General features: G+C 33.8%; 18 protein-coding genes and 1 riboswitch. All 18 genes read left to right on the top strand.

The window, feature by feature from the left end:
* Positions 1–50 precede the first annotated feature (50 nt).
* The 18 genes from efp to KBJ98_RS08505 all read left to right on the top strand — a co-directional run bounded on the left by efp (position 51) and on the right by KBJ98_RS08505 (position 17858).
* Positions 51–617, top strand: coding sequence for an elongation factor P (efp, locus tag KBJ98_RS08420; RefSeq protein WP_210789455.1), 567 nt, complete (start codon positions 51–53; stop codon positions 615–617).
* An 87-nt stretch (positions 618–704) separates the two neighbouring features.
* Positions 705–1634 carry a UDP-3-O-(3-hydroxymyristoyl)glucosamine N-acyltransferase gene (locus KBJ98_RS08425; RefSeq protein WP_210789457.1) on the top strand — a complete coding sequence of 310 codons (930 nt, stop codon included), beginning with the start codon at positions 705–707 and terminating at the stop codon, positions 1632–1634.
* Between the two features lies 1 nt (position 1635).
* Positions 1636–1998 carry a nuclear transport factor 2 family protein gene (locus tag KBJ98_RS08430; protein WP_210789460.1) on the top strand — a complete coding sequence of 121 codons (363 nt, stop codon included), beginning with the start codon at positions 1636–1638 and terminating at the stop codon, positions 1996–1998.
* Positions 1999–2242: 244 nt separating this feature from the next.
* Positions 2243–3145 (top strand): hypothetical protein, encoded by a 903-nt coding sequence (locus KBJ98_RS08435; RefSeq protein ID WP_210789463.1) that lies wholly within the window; start codon positions 2243–2245, stop codon positions 3143–3145.
* Between the two features lie 95 nt (positions 3146–3240).
* Positions 3241–4113 (top strand): succinate--CoA ligase subunit alpha, encoded by an 873-nt coding sequence (gene sucD / locus KBJ98_RS08440; RefSeq protein WP_210789466.1) that lies wholly within the window; start codon positions 3241–3243, stop codon positions 4111–4113.
* 214 nt (positions 4114–4327) lie between these two features.
* The gene (locus KBJ98_RS08445; RefSeq protein ID WP_210789468.1) at positions 4328–4750 is read left to right on the top strand and encodes a hypothetical protein; all 423 of its coding nucleotides are present in this window, start codon (positions 4328–4330) and stop codon (positions 4748–4750) included.
* A 114-nt stretch (positions 4751–4864) separates the two neighbouring features.
* A riboswitch (SAM-I-IV-variant riboswitch) is annotated at positions 4865–4961 on the top strand.
* A 55-nt stretch (positions 4962–5016) separates the two neighbouring features.
* A complete protein-coding gene (locus tag KBJ98_RS08450; protein ID WP_210789471.1) occupies positions 5017–6339 on the top strand; it encodes a Na+/H+ antiporter NhaC family protein in 1323 nt (440 codons plus the stop codon).
* A gap of 183 nt (positions 6340–6522) precedes the next feature.
* Positions 6523–7269, top strand: a complete 747-nt coding sequence (gene fabG / locus KBJ98_RS08455; RefSeq protein WP_144890891.1) for a 3-oxoacyl-[acyl-carrier-protein] reductase — start codon at positions 6523–6525, stop codon at positions 7267–7269.
* 99 nt (positions 7270–7368) lie between these two features.
* Complete coding sequence (locus KBJ98_RS08460) at positions 7369–9396, top strand: hypothetical protein (RefSeq protein WP_210789474.1); 2028 nt, start codon at positions 7369–7371, stop codon at positions 9394–9396.
* Between the two features lie 11 nt (positions 9397–9407).
* Complete coding sequence (locus KBJ98_RS08465; protein WP_210789477.1) at positions 9408–10304, top strand: LysR family transcriptional regulator; 897 nt, start codon at positions 9408–9410, stop codon at positions 10302–10304.
* A 73-nt stretch (positions 10305–10377) separates the two neighbouring features.
* Positions 10378–11358, top strand: coding sequence for a YeiH family protein (locus KBJ98_RS08470; protein WP_317192489.1), 981 nt, complete (start codon positions 10378–10380; stop codon positions 11356–11358).
* A gap of 145 nt (positions 11359–11503) precedes the next feature.
* Positions 11504–12502: a zinc dependent phospholipase C family protein gene (locus KBJ98_RS08475; RefSeq protein WP_210789479.1), complete on the top strand. Its 999-nt coding sequence runs from the start codon at positions 11504–11506 to the stop codon at positions 12500–12502.
* 197 nt (positions 12503–12699) lie between these two features.
* On the top strand, positions 12700–13146 hold the full coding sequence (locus KBJ98_RS08480; RefSeq protein WP_210789481.1) for a thioredoxin family protein: 447 nt from the start codon (positions 12700–12702) through the stop codon (positions 13144–13146).
* Complete coding sequence (locus KBJ98_RS08485; protein ID WP_210789483.1) at positions 13143–14129, top strand: FAD:protein FMN transferase; 987 nt, start codon at positions 13143–13145, stop codon at positions 14127–14129. The genes KBJ98_RS08480 and KBJ98_RS08485 overlap by 4 nt, the downstream gene beginning before the upstream one ends.
* An 11-nt stretch (positions 14130–14140) precedes the next feature.
* Positions 14141–14353 carry a DUF4266 domain-containing protein gene (locus KBJ98_RS08490; RefSeq protein WP_210789485.1) on the top strand — a complete coding sequence of 71 codons (213 nt, stop codon included), beginning with the start codon at positions 14141–14143 and terminating at the stop codon, positions 14351–14353.
* A gap of 39 nt (positions 14354–14392) precedes the next feature.
* Positions 14393–15769, top strand: coding sequence for a DUF3570 domain-containing protein (locus KBJ98_RS08495; RefSeq protein WP_210789486.1), 1377 nt, complete (start codon positions 14393–14395; stop codon positions 15767–15769).
* A 25-nt stretch (positions 15770–15794) separates the two neighbouring features.
* Positions 15795–16457 (top strand): response regulator transcription factor, encoded by a 663-nt coding sequence (locus tag KBJ98_RS08500; RefSeq protein WP_210789487.1) that lies wholly within the window; start codon positions 15795–15797, stop codon positions 16455–16457.
* A gap of 6 nt (positions 16458–16463) precedes the next feature.
* The gene (locus KBJ98_RS08505) at positions 16464–17858 is read left to right on the top strand and encodes a sensor histidine kinase (protein WP_210789488.1); all 1395 of its coding nucleotides are present in this window, start codon (positions 16464–16466) and stop codon (positions 17856–17858) included.
* Position 17859: the final 1 nt, after the last annotated feature.

A 17859-nucleotide genomic window follows, 5' to 3' on the forward strand; every position in this document is an offset into this window, starting at 1 on the left:
ATAAATATAAACCGCTGTTAAGATTTTAATTAATAGCTAAACATACCAAAATGGCAACTACATCGGATATTAAAAACGGATTGTGCATTAAATACAACAACGATATTTATAAAATTATCGAATTCTTACACGTAAAACCAGGTAAAGGTCCTGCTTTTGTCAGAACTAAATTAAGAAGTTTGACTAACGGGAAAGTATTGGATAACACTTTTTCTGCAGGTCATAAAATTGAAGAAGTTCGTGTAGAGAATCATAAATTTCAATTTTTGTATCCAGAGGGTGAGCAGTTTCACTTCATGAATACAGAAACTTTTGAGCAAATTTCATTGAACAAAAACATTTTAGATTCACCAGATTTATTAAAAGAGGGCGAAAATGTAATGGTAAGTATTAATACAGAAACTGATTTACCGTTATCTGTTGATATGCCAGCATCAGTTGTCTTAGAAGTTACTTACGCAGAGCCAGGAATTAAAGGAAATACAGCAACTAACGCCACTAAATCTGCAACTGTAGAAACAGGTGCTACTGTAAATGTACCTTTGTTTATCAACGAAGGAGACAAAATTAAAATTGAGACTGCTACAGGTTCTTACATGGAGCGTGTAAAAGAGTAATTAATTTAGGTTTTCTATTTTCGTGAATTTTTTTTTTGATTCACTAAAATAGAAAACCTAATTTGCTTTTTATTAAAGATATATTAGATGAAATTCGAAAAAGTTTACGCTTTACAAGAAATAGCTGCAATAATTGGTTGTGAGTTTATTGGTGACGCCAATTTTCCGGTACAGGGTATGAATGAAATTCATGTCGTTACACCGGGAGATATCGTATTTGTGGATCATCCAAAATACTATGACAAGGCTTTGCAATCGGCCGCTACAATTGTTTTAATAAATAAGAAAGTAGACTGTCCGGAGGGTAAAGCACTTTTGCTTTCTGATGATCCTTTTCGAGATTTTAATGTATTGACAAAGCATTTTAAGCCTTTTCAAGCAACTAATTCTGCTATTGCTTCTTCTGCAAAAATTGGAGAAGGAACTGTGATACAACCCAATTGTTTCATCGGGAATCAAGTGGTAATAGGAAAAAATTGTTTAATTCATCCCAATGTAACCATTTATGATCACACTGTTATCGGTGATAATGTAATCATTCATGCAGGAACAATTTTAGGTGCAGATGCTTTTTATTACAAAAAACGTGCAGAAGGTTTTGATCAGTTAATATCGGGAGGACGCGTTGTGATTGAGGATAATGTTGGTATCGGTGCTTTGTGTACTATTGATAAAGGTGTTACTGGCGATACAACTATTGGTGCAGGTACAAAGTTAGACAACCAAGTACACGTTGGACACGACACTGTTATTGGTAAAAAATGTTTGATTGCTTCTCAAACCGGAATTGCGGGATGCGTTATTATTGAAGACGAAGTTACTATTTGGGGACAAGTAGGAACTACTAGCGGTATAACTATCGGCGCTAAGGCGGTAATTATGGGACAAACGGGAGTTACCAAATCAGTTGAAGGTGGTAAATCCTATTTTGGAACCCCGATAGAAGAATCCCGAGAAAAATTGAAACAATTAGCTCATATTAAAAAGATTCCAGAAATTTTAAACAAACTAAAATAATATGTCTGTAAAAGAGATAGTTCAAAAGTTTTATAAGTCGGATGCCTTAATTGATAGCGCGGTCATTAAAGATTTTCTTCATCCAGAAGTGGTAGTGGAGTGGAATAGTAGTAAAGGTTTTGTTGAGTTAGATTATAATGCATTAGTGCAATTATCCGATGAATTAAGTAAAGCTTATGTGCGTTCAAAGGTACGCATTAGCCATATTTTGTCTGAGAATGATATGGTGTCGTTACGCTACTCCCATTTTGTAAAAACTATTGAAAATCCCAGAGAGGAGATGTTACTAGCTCATTTTAATGTTATTTGGCAAATAAAAGATAATAAACTTTTTCGAGGCTATCAAATGAGTCAATTATCATAATTAAATGCAATTGGCTTGCCATACATTGATTTACCCAAAAGAGGTAGTTTTATTCAAAATTGTTTCGATCGGTTGGTTTATTGGTAAAATTATCTCATTCAAAGTTTGGATATCAGATCGATATTTTCCTGTAATTCCTGTATTTAACTTTTTACAGTTTTCGAATCAAGTCCACTTCATTATATTTTTTATTTCTTTACTCCTTATTGGAGGTCTTTTCTTTTATCCTTTAAAAAGACACTTGGTGTTAGCTGTCATTGTTATAGAGTTTGCATCCTGTCTATTAGATTATATGCGATGGCAGCCTTGGGAATATCAATATCTTTTGACCTTGATTTTTTTTTTATTTGCAAGAAATAGCAAACATTTTCTATCATTGGTGGGGTTGTTAATTGCTGTAACTTATATTTTCAGTGGCCTTCATAAGTTTAGTGGAAGTTTTTTATATATTTTTTGGGATAGTATTATTTTGAAAAAAATCATACATATTTCTGATGGATTGATAAAGAATCCTTTTGTACATTATTTTGGATTGATTTTCCCTGCCATAGAAATTTTTATTGGAGTTGGTATTTTATTTTTTCGGAATAAAAAAAACTGTGCCATTCTCGCAATTTTAATGCATTTGTTCATATTATTGCTTTTTGGACCATTAGGACTGAATTACAACATAATAATTGTTCCATGGAACTTGGTTATGTTAGGGTTAGTTTTGATTCTTTTTTATCACGAGGGATTCTCAAATCTTACATTATTATTCTTTAACAATATTCGTAATATAAGCGTTTTAGTGGTTATTGTAATGATGCCAATTTTGTCTTTTTTTGGAAATTGGGATGATTATCTTTCTTTTAATTTATATTCTGGAAATACAAAAACACTTTCAATTTGTGTAGATAAAATTCAAAAATACCCTGAATTAGAGAAAAGGAGATCAAAATTAAAAAACGATATCTTTTGTAATGGTAGTTACCTGATTGATACCAACACTTGGGCTTTAGAGGAATTAAAAGTACCCGTTTATCCCGAGGAGAGAGTATTTAAAATTATGAAAGACCGATTCAATCAGAAATACCCAAATATTAAAAATAAATTTGTTTATTATAATTATCCTTACCAAAATAAAAACATCAATGAAGTGAAATAAAATTCTCTTGAGATTTTTATTGCTTTTGTTTTAAACTTTGCCTCTAAAAACCTATTTTTGCCTAACGATTTTAAAAACTACATAAAAAATATATCATGAGTGTTTTAGTTAATAAAGATTCCAAAATAATTGTTCAAGGTTTTACAGGAAGCGAAGGTACATTTCATGCTTCTCAAATGATTGAATACGGTACAAACGTTGTAGGTGGTGTTACTCCTGGAAAAGGAGGAACTAGTCATTTAGATCGTCCGGTATTTAATACTGTAAAGGATGCTGTTGATCAAGCAGGTGCTGATACAAGTATCATTTTTGTACCACCAGCTTTCGCTGCTGATGCTATTATGGAAGCTGCTGATGCTGGTATTAAAGTAATCATTGCAATTACTGAAGGAATTCCAGTTGCAGATATGATTAAAGCTAATGCTTATGTTAAAGAAAGAAATGCAAGATTAATTGGTCCAAACTGCCCAGGTGTAATCACTCCAGGTGAAGCTAAAGTTGGTATCATGCCAGGTTTTGTATTCAAAAAAGGTACAGTTGGTATTGTTTCTAAATCAGGTACTTTAACTTATGAAGCGGCTGACCAAGTTGTAAAACAAGGATTAGGAATCACTACTGCAATTGGTATTGGTGGAGATCCAATTATTGGAACTACTACAAAAGAAGCAGTTGAATTGTTAATGAATGATCCTGAGACAGAATTAATCATTATGATTGGTGAAATTGGTGGTCAATTAGAAGCTGATGCTGCTAAATGGATAAAAGCTGACGGTAACCGCAAACCAGTTGTTGGATTCATTGCTGGAGAAACTGCTCCTGCAGGAAGAACAATGGGTCACGCTGGTGCAATTGTTGGAGGATCTGACGATACGGCGGCTGCTAAAAAACAAATCATGAGAGACAACGGAATTCACGTTGTTGATTCACCAGCTGAAATTGGTAAAAAAGTAAAAGAAATTTTAGGATAATCAACTGAAATTTAAATATTAAAAAGCCTCACATTTTGTGGGGCTTTTTTTGTTGTAAATTGAATTAAAGAAATATCTTTGCACTTTATTTAAAAAATCTTGCATCCAAGTTTTTATTTTAATAAAAAACAAAACATACGAATAGTTTTCAGTGAGCCTCACGATGTTGTGAGGTCTTTTTTTGTGAAAATCTATTTCATTAAAAATAACATATATGTACAAAGAATTAGAAAAATTCACGGTTACCAATCAATTTTTATTTAATATTGATGATAGTTTAGAGCAAGTTTGTAATGCTTCTGAAGGATCTGGCGTGTTTTTAGTTTACGCAGTAGGTGACGAGAAAGAATTAATTATGGTGGGTTCAACTGGGACTGTTCAAAATAACGGCGCTTTGAAAATAAAAAATGGCGGTTTATTCGATAAAATTGTCGAAGGTCACCAATTTGCAAAAACAGGAAGAAAATATTCTTGGCCAGCTCAAATGAAAAAAGAAGCTATATCTGCTCTAGAAGTAGTTTGGTATGAGACTTTTAATAATGAAGTGAAATCAATTCCAACTGCTGTAGAAGGTCAAGTTTTACAATCATTTTTAGATGAAAATGGAAGACTGCCTCGATGGAATGTTGCTTTCTAATAAATTTAGCATTTTAGATTAAGTACAAACGCTACCTTTTTCGGGTAGCGTTTTTTTATTATCAAATTTTAAAGCATTTGTTTGCAAATATTGTAACAGATTGTGTATTTTTGCACCCGTTATCACGAATCCTGTAAAGGGATAGCAACCTGCAACAACAAGCAAGGTGCTAAAACGATAAGCCAAATCCTTTGGAAAAAATGTTGTTTACATTCCCAATACCAGCTTTGTTTTTCGTCATAACACTTAATTTAAAATTATTTTTTATGACAAATTTTACTAAGGAATCCGGAAATCCGTATGCTTTGATTCCGCTTTTTATTTTTATTTTTACTTTTTTGGGTGCTGGTATTTTACTAGACGATTTTTATGCGTTTCCTTCACCAGTAGCAGTATTAGTAGGTATTATTGCTGCATTTATTTTGTTTAAAACATCAACTGACGATAAAGTAGATACTTTAATTGCTGGTTGTGGCGATAGTAAAATCATGACAATGTGTTTGATTTATTTGTTTGCTGGCGCTTTTGCCGTGGTTAGCAAAGCCATGGGTGGTGTAGATGCAGTAGTAAATTTAGGGATTAGTACTATTGATGTGGCTTATTTTCCGTTAGGGATTTTCTTGATTGCCTCGTTTTTATCTACTGCTACAGGAACTTCAGTTGGGGCTATTGTAGCAATTGGACCTATTGCTATATCACTCGCTGATAAAAGTGGTGCTTCTATGCCATTAATTGCGGGTGCTTTATTAGGTGGTTCTATGTTAGGGGATAATTTATCAATGATATCAGACACGACAATTGCAGCTACTCAATCTCTTGGTTGTGATTTGAAAGATAAATTTAAGATAAACTTGTTTATTGCGCTTCCTGCGGCCATCGTAACTGTTTTAATTTTCTTTTATTTGGGCTTTAATTCAGATGTTGTTGCTGTAGATATTGCTAAAAATGATTATTCTTTGTGGGCTATTTTGCCTTATGTTTTAGTAATCGTTCTTGCCGTTGTGGGTGTCAATGTATTTTACACATTATTATTAGGAACTATAATTGCAGGTTTGATTGGTTTTTACAACGACTCATTTACGGTAATGGAATTTACCCAGAAAATTTATGAAGGCTTTACAAGTATGACCGATATCTTTTTGCTTTCTATGCTTACAGGAGGATTAGCTGCTATGGTTGATAAGGCTGGAGGTATTACTTGGGTTTTAAACCAAATCAAAAAAAGAATTAAAAGTAAAAAATCAGCACAAACAGGTATTGGAGTACTAGTAGGTTTCGCCAATTTAGCCATTGCAAACAATACCGTTTCTATTGTGATTACTGGGCCTATTGCAAAGGAAATTAATGATGAATACGGATTGAGCGCTAAAAAATCGGCTACTATTTTAGATATTTTTTCATGCGTCATTCAGGGAATATTGCCTTATGGTGCTCAAATTTTATTGATATTGAGCTATGCCAATGGTAAATTAGATTTTCTTGATATTTTGAGTAACGCATGGTATCATTTATTTTTACTTGTGTTTACATTGATTGCTATTTATGCTGCTTTTTGGGATAAACTAGCCTACCGTTTTTTGAAGGTATAATTGTAAAAATTATTGTTCATAATCAAGCCTAAATTTTTTTTAAAAAAGGAAATAGTATATATTTGGCAAGTCGTTTTTAGCCCTGATAGCAACGGAAATCCTTTTGGGTACGCGACAGCGGACCTAAAAGATTGCAGTGAATAGCAGGAATAGCTTCGAATAAAAAATAACTAATTTTTGATTATGAAATTACTAGAAGGAAAAGTTGCCATTATAACAGGCGCAAGTCGCGGAATTGGGAAAGGAATTGCAGAAGTTTTTGCAAAACATGGCGCTAATGTTGCGTTTACATACAGTTCATCAGTAGAGTCGGCAATGGCTTTGGAGAACGAATTGAATGCATTGGGCATTAAAGCAAAAGGATACCAATCAAACGCTGCGGATTTTAATGAAGCGCAAACGTTTGTTGATGCAGTTTTGGCTGATTTTGGAACGGTTGATGTATTGATTAACAACGCCGGAATTACAAAAGATAATTTGTTGATGCGTATGTCTGAAGAAGATTTTGACAACGTTATGGATGTGAACTTGAAATCGGTTTTTAACATGACAAAAGCCATTCAACGTACTTTTTTAAAGCAACGCGCAGGGTCAATTATTAATATGAGTTCTGTGGTTGGTGTGAAAGGAAACGCGGGACAAACGAACTACGCGGCTTCAAAAGCAGGTGTAATTGGTTTTTCGAAATCAGTTGCTTTAGAATTAGGTTCAAGAAATATTCGTTGTAACGTAATTGCGCCTGGATTTATTGAAACTGAAATGACTGCAAAGTTAAACGAAGATGTTGTAAAAGGTTGGAGAGATGGAATTCCGTTAAAAAGAGGTGGTTCTACTGAAGATGTTGCAAACGCTTGTCTTTTCTTCGCATCGGATATGAGTGCTTATGTAACTGGTCAAGTACTTAATGTATGTGGCGGAATGTTGACTTAAAATGTTATTCAAAGATTTAAAATTCAATGATTTAACGAATTTTAAACTTTAAAACATGTTATAAGCTGTAAATTCTTCAAATCTTTTAATAAAGAATAAATGACAACAAACACAATACTATTGATACTTTTATCTTTGATACTAGCTGGGGTGTTGTCGTATTTACAGTATATTTTTAAGGCCAAAAATCAAACTAAAACAGTTTGGTTTTTGGCTTTTTTGCGTTTTTTATCGCTTTTTGGTATTTTGTTACTGTTGATAAATCCGATAGTCATACGTAAAACCTTAGAGTTGTTTAAAACTCCTTTGGCAATTGTGGTTGATAATTCGAGTTCGATTTCTTTTTTAGAAGCTACCAAACAAGCTAAAGAAACAATGCAAGCTTTGCAACAAAATGCAGTATTACAAGAAAAGTTTGAAATACAATCTTTTCAATTTTCTAATACAATGGAGCCTTTTAGTCAGCTAGATTTTAAAGGAAACCAAAGTAATATTGATGTGGTTGCTAAAAACTTGAAAAGTAATTTTAAAAACAAAACTTTTGCTACCGTTTTGATAAGTGATGGAAATCAGACTTCGGGAAGTGATTACGTATTTCAATTTGATCCAGAAAATAAAGTATATCTTGTAGCTGTTGGTGATACAACAACCTATTTGGATTTAAAAATTAGTCAATTAAACGCCAATAAGTATGCTTTTTACAAGAATAAGTTTCCTGTAGAAGTCTTTTTACAATATGCAGGAAAGCAAAATGTTACCGCTAGTTTTTCCATTTCTCAAGGGAATAATGTCGTGGTAAAGCAAAGTGTTTCTTTCTCTGCTTCAAAAAATACCGCCACTTTGAATTTGCTTTTACCTGCAGATAAGGTGGGATTGCAGATGTATCAAGCTAAAATAAGTTCGAATCTAACGGAGAAAAATAGATATAATAACGTAAAGAATTTTGCAGTTGAAGTACAAGATCAAAAAACAGCAATTGCAATTGTATCAGCTATTGATCACCCGGATATTGGTGCTTTTAAAAGAGCGATTGAAACTAATGCGCAACGCAAAGTAACGGTCGTTAAACCTAATCAAATTAATAACTTACGCGATTTTAATATTCTTATTTTTTACCAGCCAACTGCTGCTTTTAAAAGTGTTTTTGAAGGTGCTAAAAATGCTAAGATAAGTAGCTTTGTAGTTACCGGGATGTCAACCGATTTTAACTTTTTGAATCAGCAACAAAATGATTTGAATTTCAAAATGAGCGGCCAAAGTGAAGATTATTTGAGTGTTTTGAATACTGATTTTAATTTATTTGCCACTGATGATATCGGTTTCGATGCGTTTCCTCCTTTACAAAATGCATTTGGTACCATAGCACCAAAAGCGGGACTTGAAATTTTACTTTCGTCAAAAATTCGAGTAATGAATACCAATGCGCCGCTATTGGCTTTTGCTGAAAATGAAAACCAACGAACTGCTTATTTGCTGGGCGAAAATAGTTGGAAGTGGCGTTTACAATCGCACATTAAGGAAAAATCATTTGAAAAATACGATCGTTTTATCGATAAAATTATTCAGTATTTAGGATCAAAAGCAGCCAAAAAGCCTTTAGTCGTAGATCATGAACGGTTTTATAACGCGGGAGAATCAATTGTTATTAGTGCACAATATTTTAATAAAAATTATGAGGCCGATGATAAAGCACGACTAACAATTAGCTTGCTGAATAAAAAAACAAAACAGCAAACGAATTATGATTTGTTAAAAGCTGCAAACGGATACAAGGTAAATCTTGATGGCTTGAAAGCAGGAACTTATCAGTTTACAGTAAAAGAACTAAACTCTAATACGACCTACAGCAGCAGTTTAGAAATTATTGATTTTGATATCGAAAAACAATTTGTAAACTCAGATATTGAAAGATTGTCGCAATTGGCATCGCAAACTTCAGGACAGTTATTTTATCCGAGTCAGGTTGACAAGCTTATTCAGACTTTGTTAGAAAATAAGGATTACCAAACGACTCAAAAAGAAATAGTTGTTAAAACCCCACTTTTAGACTGGGTGTGGTTATTGGTTATTATTGCTCTTTTACTTGCTACAGAATGGCTCGTTCGTAAATACAATGGCATGTTGTAAAACTAAAAAATATGGATTTTAGGCTCAAAGTTTTTTATACCGTAGCACAACGTTTGAGTTTCACAAAAGCTGCAGCCGAATTGTTTATCACCCAACCCGCGGTTTCGAAACACATTCAGGAGTTAGAGGAATATCATAAAATCAAACTTTTTGAACGTAATGGATCGCGAATTGCCATAACAGCCGCTGGAAATGTCTTATTGAAACATGTAAAAAACATTTTTGATATTTACAGTGAAATCGACTTTGATATGAACGCATTGCTGCAAACGCAGTCGGGTGTTTTACGAGTAGGAGCGAGCACAACCGTTTCACAATATATTATTCCGCCCGTTTTAGCTCAGTTTCATCAAAAACTACAAGATGTTCAGGTTCGTTTATGGAACGGAAACACTGAACAGATGGAAACAGCCTTGCTTCAACAAGAAATTGAAATTGGAATAGTTGAGGGAAAATCTAAAAATAAACAAATCAAATATATACCGTTTTTAAAAGACGAACTTGTTTTGGTTTGCAATAGTAAAAACCCATTAACTAAGTGTGATACAATAGGAATCGATGATTTGAAACAAATGCGTTTTTTATTGCGCGAGCAAGGCTCTGGAACACTTGAAGTTATAGATGATGCGTTGAAAGCTTTGGGTGTAAAACTATCCGATTTGCAAGTAGAAATGCAATTGGGAAGCACGGAGAGCATCAAATCGTACCTTATGAATTCAAACTGTGTGGCTTTCATATCTATTCACGCTATTCAAAAGGAACTGCAGAATGAAGAATTATATTTACTTGATTTAGATCGTTTTGCGATAGAACGTTTTTTTTATATCATCACTTTACAAGGAAAAACACATTCACTTGCCGATGTTTTGGCACAAAAGATCTTGAGTTATTATAACTTAAAGTTATAGCAGATTACAAGATACGATTGGTATAACATAAACAATCGTCGCACCTTTGTACTATAATTTTCAAAATAAAATCGTGAAAACTCAAGTACAATCCAATTCGATAATCTTATTAATAGAATTGTTGGCACAAAACAAATTGGCTAGCATTGTCTTTTTCATTATTTTACTTGTTTGTGCAACAGGGCTCATTAGTCCGGCAATAGCTTTGTTACTAGGAATAGTGGTTACACATTTATTCGGAAATCCGATCGCTATTTACTCTCCAAAAATAATCCAATGGTTGTTGCAGATATCCGTTGTTGGTTTGGGTTTCGGAATGCAATTAAAACATGTTGTAACTGCCGGTTCGACTAGTTTTGGAATTACAGTGGTTTCTATCGCAAGTACTTTGTTGATAGGTACTTTGTTAGGAAAATGGTTTAAAACAGATCGCAAAACGAGTCACTTAATTGCTTGCGGTACTGCAATTTGCGGTGGTAGTGCCATTGCGAGCATTGCACCCGTGATTCGGTCTACTGAAAAACAGACTGGCTTGGCACTTGGCGTTATTTTTATTTTGAATGCTATTGCTTTGTTTTTGTTTCCGGTTGTTGGCCACCTTTTGAGATTATCTCAGAGTGAATTTGGAATATGGAGTGCCATTGCCATTCACGATACAAGTTCAGTTGTTGGCGCCGCAAGTAGTTATGGCGCAGAAGCACTGCAAATTGCGACAAGTGTGAAATTAGCTAGAGCCTTGTGGATCATTCCTATTTCATTCGTCACGGCGCTAGCAAGCAGTAATAAAGCAGGTTCAATTAAAATTCCTTATTTTATATTCGTTTTTTTAGGAGTAATTATTGTGCAAACTTATTTTCCTGTTCCTGATTTTGCAGCCGTTAAGATTAATACTTTATCAAAAATAGGTTTGACAATTACTCTATTTTTGATTGGTTCAGGTCTGACCAAAGAAATACTTTTTAAAGTAGGCGCAAAACCATTATTGCAAGGATTGTTATTGTGGGTTTTTATCGCGAGCGGATCTCTTTTGGCGGTAATGTACTTTTTTGATTAATATTTAAAAAAGACAATTTAGCGGAAATTCATTTTTTGGTAAAGACCAGATGTTAAGTAAAGCTTAATAATGCATTAGTAATTGCAGTTCTTTTTTTGAAAACCAATTTATTGAGATACATTTGCCTTTCTAAAAAAATAATTAAATGAAAAATTTTAAACTGAAACCAACTCTTATTGTTTTTACTACAATTTGTGCAGCAGTAGTACTGATGTCATGGGGTGTTGTAGGGCATGAGCGTATCAACAGAGCTGCTGTAATGGCTTTGCCAAAACCATTACAAACATTCTTTTACAACCACATCGATTTTATCACGCAAGAAAGTACAGTTCCTGATTTGCGCAGAAATGTTTTGAATGACAAAATGGAACCACCTCGCCATTATTTTGATATGGAAAACTTTGGTGATCCTGCTTCGTTTCCTAAAACTATGGAGGAAGCTAAAGCTAAATATGACGAGAAATTTTTGACCAAAAACGGAATTTTACCTTGGCACATTCAGGAGTTAATGGAAAAGTTAACGAAAGCATTTAAGGACAAGCGTAAAAACGAAATTCTTTTTATTGCGGGTGATTTAGGTCATTATATTGCAGATGGTCACATGCCATTACATACTTCAGACAATCACGACGGACAAAATACAGATCAAAAAGGAATCCATTCTTTATGGGAAAGCCGCTTACCAGAGTTGTTTGCCAAAGATTATAAGTTTAACGTTCCACAAGGTGTTTATTTAGAAAATGTTGAAAAAGCAACTTGGGATTTAATAAACGATACGCATAGTTTGGTAGAACCATTGCTGGCCATTGATAAAAAATTAAGAACAGCTACACCACAAAATAAAATTTTTGTAACCGATGCGGCAGGTGTAATTGTAAAAAATAAATACGGCGGTACAATGTATTCTGATGAATATGCTAAACAATTGCATGCTGACATGAATGGTATGGTTGAAAAGCAAATGCGAAAAGCCATTACAGTTACAGCTAGTTTTTGGTACACAGCTTGGGTTAATGCTGGTAAGCCTGATTTGAGCAATTTAGATACTCCAGAACTGACTAAAAGAAATAGCAAATTGCTAAAGAAAGACATGAAGACGTACCTGAAAGGAGATCTTTTTGGGTTGACGAGCGATAGAGAATAAAAGAAAAAAAACTTTTTTATAAACGGGTGAGATTCAATCTTACCCGTTTTTTTTGTGTAATAAAAATTTAAAAATAACTTATGAATTACATCAGTAACAAACTTTTTTAAAAAATTAAGAATGGCTTAATATTCATCTGTTCAAAACTTAACAGAGTTTAATAGTGCTACTTTTACACAAAATAAAAGCACTCAAAAATGAAGAATAATCTAATTAGCACCGTTTTACTGCTATTTGCCGTAGTTATTACGAGCAACGCACAAAGCTGGAAAACATCTTTTACAGAAGCAAAAGCTCAAGCTGCTGCCGAGAACAAAAACATACTTTTAGTTTTCTCAGGATCGGATTGGTGTGCTCCTTGCATAAAATTAGACAAAACCATTTGGCAATCTGAAGTGTTTAAAAGTGAATCTGCTCAAAAATGGGTGATTTACAAAGCGGATTTCCCAAAGAAAAAAGCCAATTTATTGCCATTAGAATTAACCGAAAGCAATAAAAAGTTAGCAGAGCAATATAACAAAGCAGGGAATTTTCCGCTGGTACTTTTATTAAATCCTGCAGGTTCAGTATTAGGAATTAGTGGTTACAAAAACGGGAGTCCTCAAGAGTATATTCAATTGATTCATTCTTTCGAACAAAAATGAAAAAGATAGTCTTCTTAATTGCTGTTATTTGTAGTCTTTCGGCACAGTCACAAATCATTCACAAGCGTAAGTTGTTTATGTTAGGGAGTCCATTTGAAGTGACCGCCGTTGCAAAAGATACTATTGCCGCAAACGATTACATAGATTTGGCCATAGCCGAATCAAAACGAATTGAGAATTTAATCTCAGATTGGATTCCCACCACTCAAATTTCTCAAGTCAATAAAAATGCGGGCATTAAGCCAGTTAAAGTGGACAAAGAAGTTTTTGAACTAGTCGAAAGAGCTATAAAAATTTCGAAGTTAACCAATGGAGCTTTTGATATTTCGTATGCTTCGATGGATAAAATTTGGAAGTTTGATGGGTCAATGAAAGTAATGCCTACCGAAGAAGCAATCAAACAATCAGTTTCGAAAATTGGCTATCAAAACATCATATTAGATCCTAAAGAGCAGACCATTTTTCTGAAATTAGAAGGAATGAAGTTAGGATTAGGAGGAATAGGACAAGGGTACATAGCCGACAAAATAAAGAGTTTATTATTTTCTAAAGGATGTTTGTCAGGAATCATAAATGTTTCAGGTGATATAAATGCGTGGGGAAAGCAACCTGACGGGAAACCATGGACAGTAGGAATTGTAAATCCCGTAAATAGAAATAAAATTTTCGCCACTTTTCCACTAACCGATAGTGCGGTGGAGACTTCAGGAAACTACGAGAAATTTGTTGTTTTTAATTGCAAAAGATACTCACACATCATTGATCCAAGAACTGGTTTTCCTGCCACGGGAATTGTAAGTGTGTCTGTATTTGCAAAGCAAACAGAAATTGCAGATGCCTTAGCTACAGGAATTTTTGTGCTTGGAGTAGACGTTGGTTTGGATTTAGTCAATCAAATAAAAGGAGTAGAGTGTATCATTGTAGATGATACGGGTAAAGTGCATTCATCAAAAGGAATAGATACCAAAAATGCAATCAATTAAATAGTAGTGCGATGATAAAGAAATTAGGATTAATGCTGATAGGATTGTTTGTTTTGCAATCTTGTAGCTCCGTAAAGGAATATGAAAAAGAAAAAATAAACGATCCTGATATGAAGCTATCAGCAAGAACGGCAGAACGTTACGAAACTTCTTTTCAAGTGTATCGTGAAGCTTCAGCTGGAGCGAATGGTGGTAAATCAGGTGGTGGCTGTGGTTGCAACTAACCTTGCAAATATTTGACTTTAATAGCAATTCAATTAAAAATGAAGATAAAAATTATAGCACTCTTGCTTATTGGTACAGCAACTGCATTTGCACAAGATACTCCAAAGGAACCTGTGTTTAAAAAGCGCGTATTAGAAACTACCGAAATTGATTTTTTGGCAAGTTACTATGCCCAAGATGGTTCAAGATCTGCTGTTTCTGGTGGGCTTGGATCTGAAAAACTTACTGATGTAGCTTCAAATATTGTAGTGGCAATGCCATTAAATGATGATGATGTTTTAACTATTGATTTGGGTATTTCGGCTTACTCGTCAGCTTCCTCAAGTAATATCAATCCGTACGATACGACCAACGGTACGCCTTGGCAAGCCTCTTCAGGTGCATCACAGAGCGATCAGCTTACATCTATCGTAGCTAATTACAGCCATAGTAGTGATTCACGAGATCTTATTTGGAACGGAGATGTATCTTTTTCTAATGAGTATGATTACACTTCCGTTGGAGTAGGTGGTGGAGTAGCACGTTTGTTCAATGAAAAAAACACAGAGCTTAGCGTAAAAGTGAATGCCTATTTGGACCAATGGAGACCTATTTACCCAAAAGAATTATCAGATTTTGATGGTAATGGAAATAATTTTTTAAGTCAAGGTATTTTCAATGGTAGAACTATTTGGGATCAAAACGGACAAGCTTCGACAGCTTATTTACCGAGTGCTTTTAAGCCAGTTACTGCAGTTAATAGGAATTCATTTTCGGCTTCATTTGGATTTTCACAGGTTTTAACCAAGAAATTACAAGTTTCATTTTTCTTTGATGTGTTGCAACAACAAGGACTTTTATCCTCACCGTATCACAGAATGTATTTTGCTGATAAAGCAAACTTTTATGTAGGGCAGCCGCAATTTATTGCTAATTATACCAATGAAAACAATAAAGGAACGTATCAATTAGCCGATGATATTGAGCGATTGCCTGATAATCGTTTTAAACTTCCAATTGGAGCACGATTGAATTATTATGTAAATGAACGTGTTGCTTTGCGAACCTATTACCGCTATTATTCAGATAATTGGGACATACAATCGCATACCGCGAGTATTGAAGTTCCGGTAAAACTGACGGATAAGTTTACGGTTTTTCCAATGTATAGGTATTATACACAAACACAGTCTAAATATTATGCGCCTTACGAAACCCATTTGTCAACTGAAAAATTTTATACGTCAGACGCTGATTTAGCTACTTTTGATGCCAATCAATATGGTTTTGGAGTGAATTATACCGATATTTTCACAGCTGCAAAAGTTTGGAAATTTGGATTGAAAAATATTGATTTTAGATTCAATCATTACAAACGAAGTGATAATCTTACAGCCGATATTGCAACCGTTGCATTTAAATTTATAATGCAATAAAGCTTAATTTTACAAAAAAAGAAACATGCACTTATTAATTGTAGAGGATGAGGCTGGGATTATTCAGTTTTTGAAACAAGGATTAGAAGAAGAAGGCTATACCGTGAGCAGCGCTGCTGATGGGAGTCTTGCATTTGAGAAAATCCAAAAGGAAAATTTTGACCTCATTTTATTAGATTGGATGTTGCCCAAAATGACAGGTTTGGAGCTGTGTAAAGCCATTCGGTTGAAAAACAATACTACTCCTATTATTTTCTTAACTGCTAAAGATACAGTTCAAGAAACCATTGAAGGGTTGAAAGCAGGAGCAAACGATTATATCAAAAAACCTTTTAGTTTTGACGAATTATTAGAACGAATCAAGATCCATTTTAGGAATCAAGGTGAGATTACAAAACTGACTTTAGGAAGCATAACAATTGACTTAGCGCAGCATAGGGTTTTAGTAAACAATGCGGAAGTTGCCTTTACACAACGGGAATTTGAGCTTTTGACATATTTAATTAAAAATAAAGGTAAAGTTTGTACCAGAACACAAATTATTGAAGATGTTTGGGACATTCATTTTGAATATGACACTGGTGTTATTGATGTTTTTATGAATGCTATTCGTAAAAAATTGAATTTAAAATTAGAACAAGACAATATAAAAACTATTCGTGGAGTAGGCTATATCGCTAATGATTAAATAAAAATGCAACAACTTTCATTTAAAAATAGAATTGCTTTCAATTATATTGTCACCACTGCTTTATTGATTTTTGTGGTGTTTTGTATTATCTATTCAATCGTAAAATTTAGTGTCTACAATCATGTCAACACTGATATTAAAAGCGAGGCAGACAAGCATTTAACCGAAATCGAAGTCGTTGGCAATTCATTTCATTTGACTCATAAAGAGGAATGGAAGGAACGCGAACACAACACACTTGATGTGAATCCTGTTTTTATTCAATTTATTGATCAAGATGGAAAATTAATTGAAAAGTCACCAAATCTTAAAAATATGACTTTGTCTTTTGATCCTAAGCATGTTTCAAATGTACTTTATGATGATGTTCTAGCCAATAGCGCCATCAGGCAGATGCAAGTTCCCATTTACAATAAATCTAAAATTATTGGATATTTAATCGTTGCTATGTCGCTTGAAGATGCTACGATGGTTCTTGATAATATCTCCAAAGTATTGATTATTACTTATCCTCTAATTTTATTAGTACTTTTTTTTCTGGCTCGTTTTATTGCTGGTCGCTTTATAAAGCCAATTAGTTCCATCATTACTACTTCAAACGATATTACAAAAGACAATTTGACTTCGCGAATTGTATTGCCTTTTCAAAAAGATGAATTGTATGTTTTATCGCAAACTATAAATAATTTGTTGGACCGAATTGAAACTGCTGTGGAACGAGAAAAACAATTCACTTCTGATGCATCGCATGAACTCAGAACTCCACTAACAGTTATCAAAGGAACACTCGAAGTTTTGATCAGAAAACCGAGAGAACACGCTGAATATACCGAAAAAATAAACTTTTGTGTCAACGAAGTAAACCGCTTGAATAACTTAGTAGATCAATTGTTATTATTAGCTCGTTTTGAAAATCAAAAACAGACATTAAAAACAGAAAAATTATATTTAAACGCCTTGTTTTTAGACACTATTTCTCGATTTTCAGCAATTATTCAAAGCAAGAAAATCAATGTTATTACCAATTTTTCGGCAGAATATTACACAGAAACAGATGGGTATTTATTTTCGATTGTAATTAATAATTTAATATCGAACGCTTTAAAATATTCGAATCAAAACGGAAACTTGACAGTAGTTTTGAAAGAAGTTGACTCTATAATTGAATGCCAAATTAGTGATACTGGGATAGGAATTCCTGCCGAAGATGTAGATAAAATTTTTAATCAATTTTACAGATCTCAATCCAGTAGTCATCCCGAAATTAAAGGCACCGGTTTAGGACTTTCTATTGTAAAAAGACTATGTACTTTACTGAACATTGATATTGCAATTAGCAGTCAAGAAAACAAAGGAACTACGATAATTTTAAGATTATTTGAAGCACACCTTAAGTAGT

This window comes from Flavobacterium erciyesense (genome assembly GCF_018069925.1).
Lineage (GTDB): Bacteria > Bacteroidota > Bacteroidia > Flavobacteriales > Flavobacteriaceae > Flavobacterium > Flavobacterium erciyesense.

Excerpts from the sequence above, each read along its gene's own strand:
- efp (WP_210789455.1), top strand. The coding sequence starts at position 51 with ATGGCAACTACATCGGATATTAAAAACGGATTGTGCATTAAATACAAC.
- KBJ98_RS08425 (WP_210789457.1), top strand. The coding sequence starts at position 705 with ATGAAATTCGAAAAAGTTTACGCTTTACAAGAAATAGCTGCAATAATT.
- KBJ98_RS08430 (WP_210789460.1), top strand. The coding sequence starts at position 1,636 with ATGTCTGTAAAAGAGATAGTTCAAAAGTTTTATAAGTCGGATGCCTTA.
- sucD (WP_210789466.1), top strand. The coding sequence starts at position 3,241 with ATGAGTGTTTTAGTTAATAAAGATTCCAAAATAATTGTTCAAGGTTTT.
- KBJ98_RS08445 (WP_210789468.1), top strand. The coding sequence starts at position 4,328 with ATGTACAAAGAATTAGAAAAATTCACGGTTACCAATCAATTTTTATTT.
- KBJ98_RS08450 (WP_210789471.1), top strand. The coding sequence starts at position 5,017 with ATGACAAATTTTACTAAGGAATCCGGAAATCCGTATGCTTTGATTCCG.
- fabG (WP_144890891.1), top strand. The coding sequence starts at position 6,523 with ATGAAATTACTAGAAGGAAAAGTTGCCATTATAACAGGCGCAAGTCGC.
- KBJ98_RS08460 (WP_210789474.1), top strand. The coding sequence starts at position 7,369 with ATGACAACAAACACAATACTATTGATACTTTTATCTTTGATACTAGCT.
- KBJ98_RS08465 (WP_210789477.1), top strand. The coding sequence starts at position 9,408 with ATGGATTTTAGGCTCAAAGTTTTTTATACCGTAGCACAACGTTTGAGT.
- KBJ98_RS08475 (WP_210789479.1), top strand. The coding sequence starts at position 11,504 with ATGAAAAATTTTAAACTGAAACCAACTCTTATTGTTTTTACTACAATT.
- KBJ98_RS08480 (WP_210789481.1), top strand. The coding sequence starts at position 12,700 with ATGAAGAATAATCTAATTAGCACCGTTTTACTGCTATTTGCCGTAGTT.
- KBJ98_RS08485 (WP_210789483.1), top strand. The coding sequence starts at position 13,143 with ATGAAAAAGATAGTCTTCTTAATTGCTGTTATTTGTAGTCTTTCGGCA.
- KBJ98_RS08490 (WP_210789485.1), top strand. The coding sequence starts at position 14,141 with ATGATAAAGAAATTAGGATTAATGCTGATAGGATTGTTTGTTTTGCAA.
- KBJ98_RS08495 (WP_210789486.1), top strand. The coding sequence starts at position 14,393 with ATGAAGATAAAAATTATAGCACTCTTGCTTATTGGTACAGCAACTGCA.
- KBJ98_RS08500 (WP_210789487.1), top strand. The coding sequence starts at position 15,795 with ATGCACTTATTAATTGTAGAGGATGAGGCTGGGATTATTCAGTTTTTG.
- KBJ98_RS08505 (WP_210789488.1), top strand. The coding sequence starts at position 16,464 with ATGCAACAACTTTCATTTAAAAATAGAATTGCTTTCAATTATATTGTC.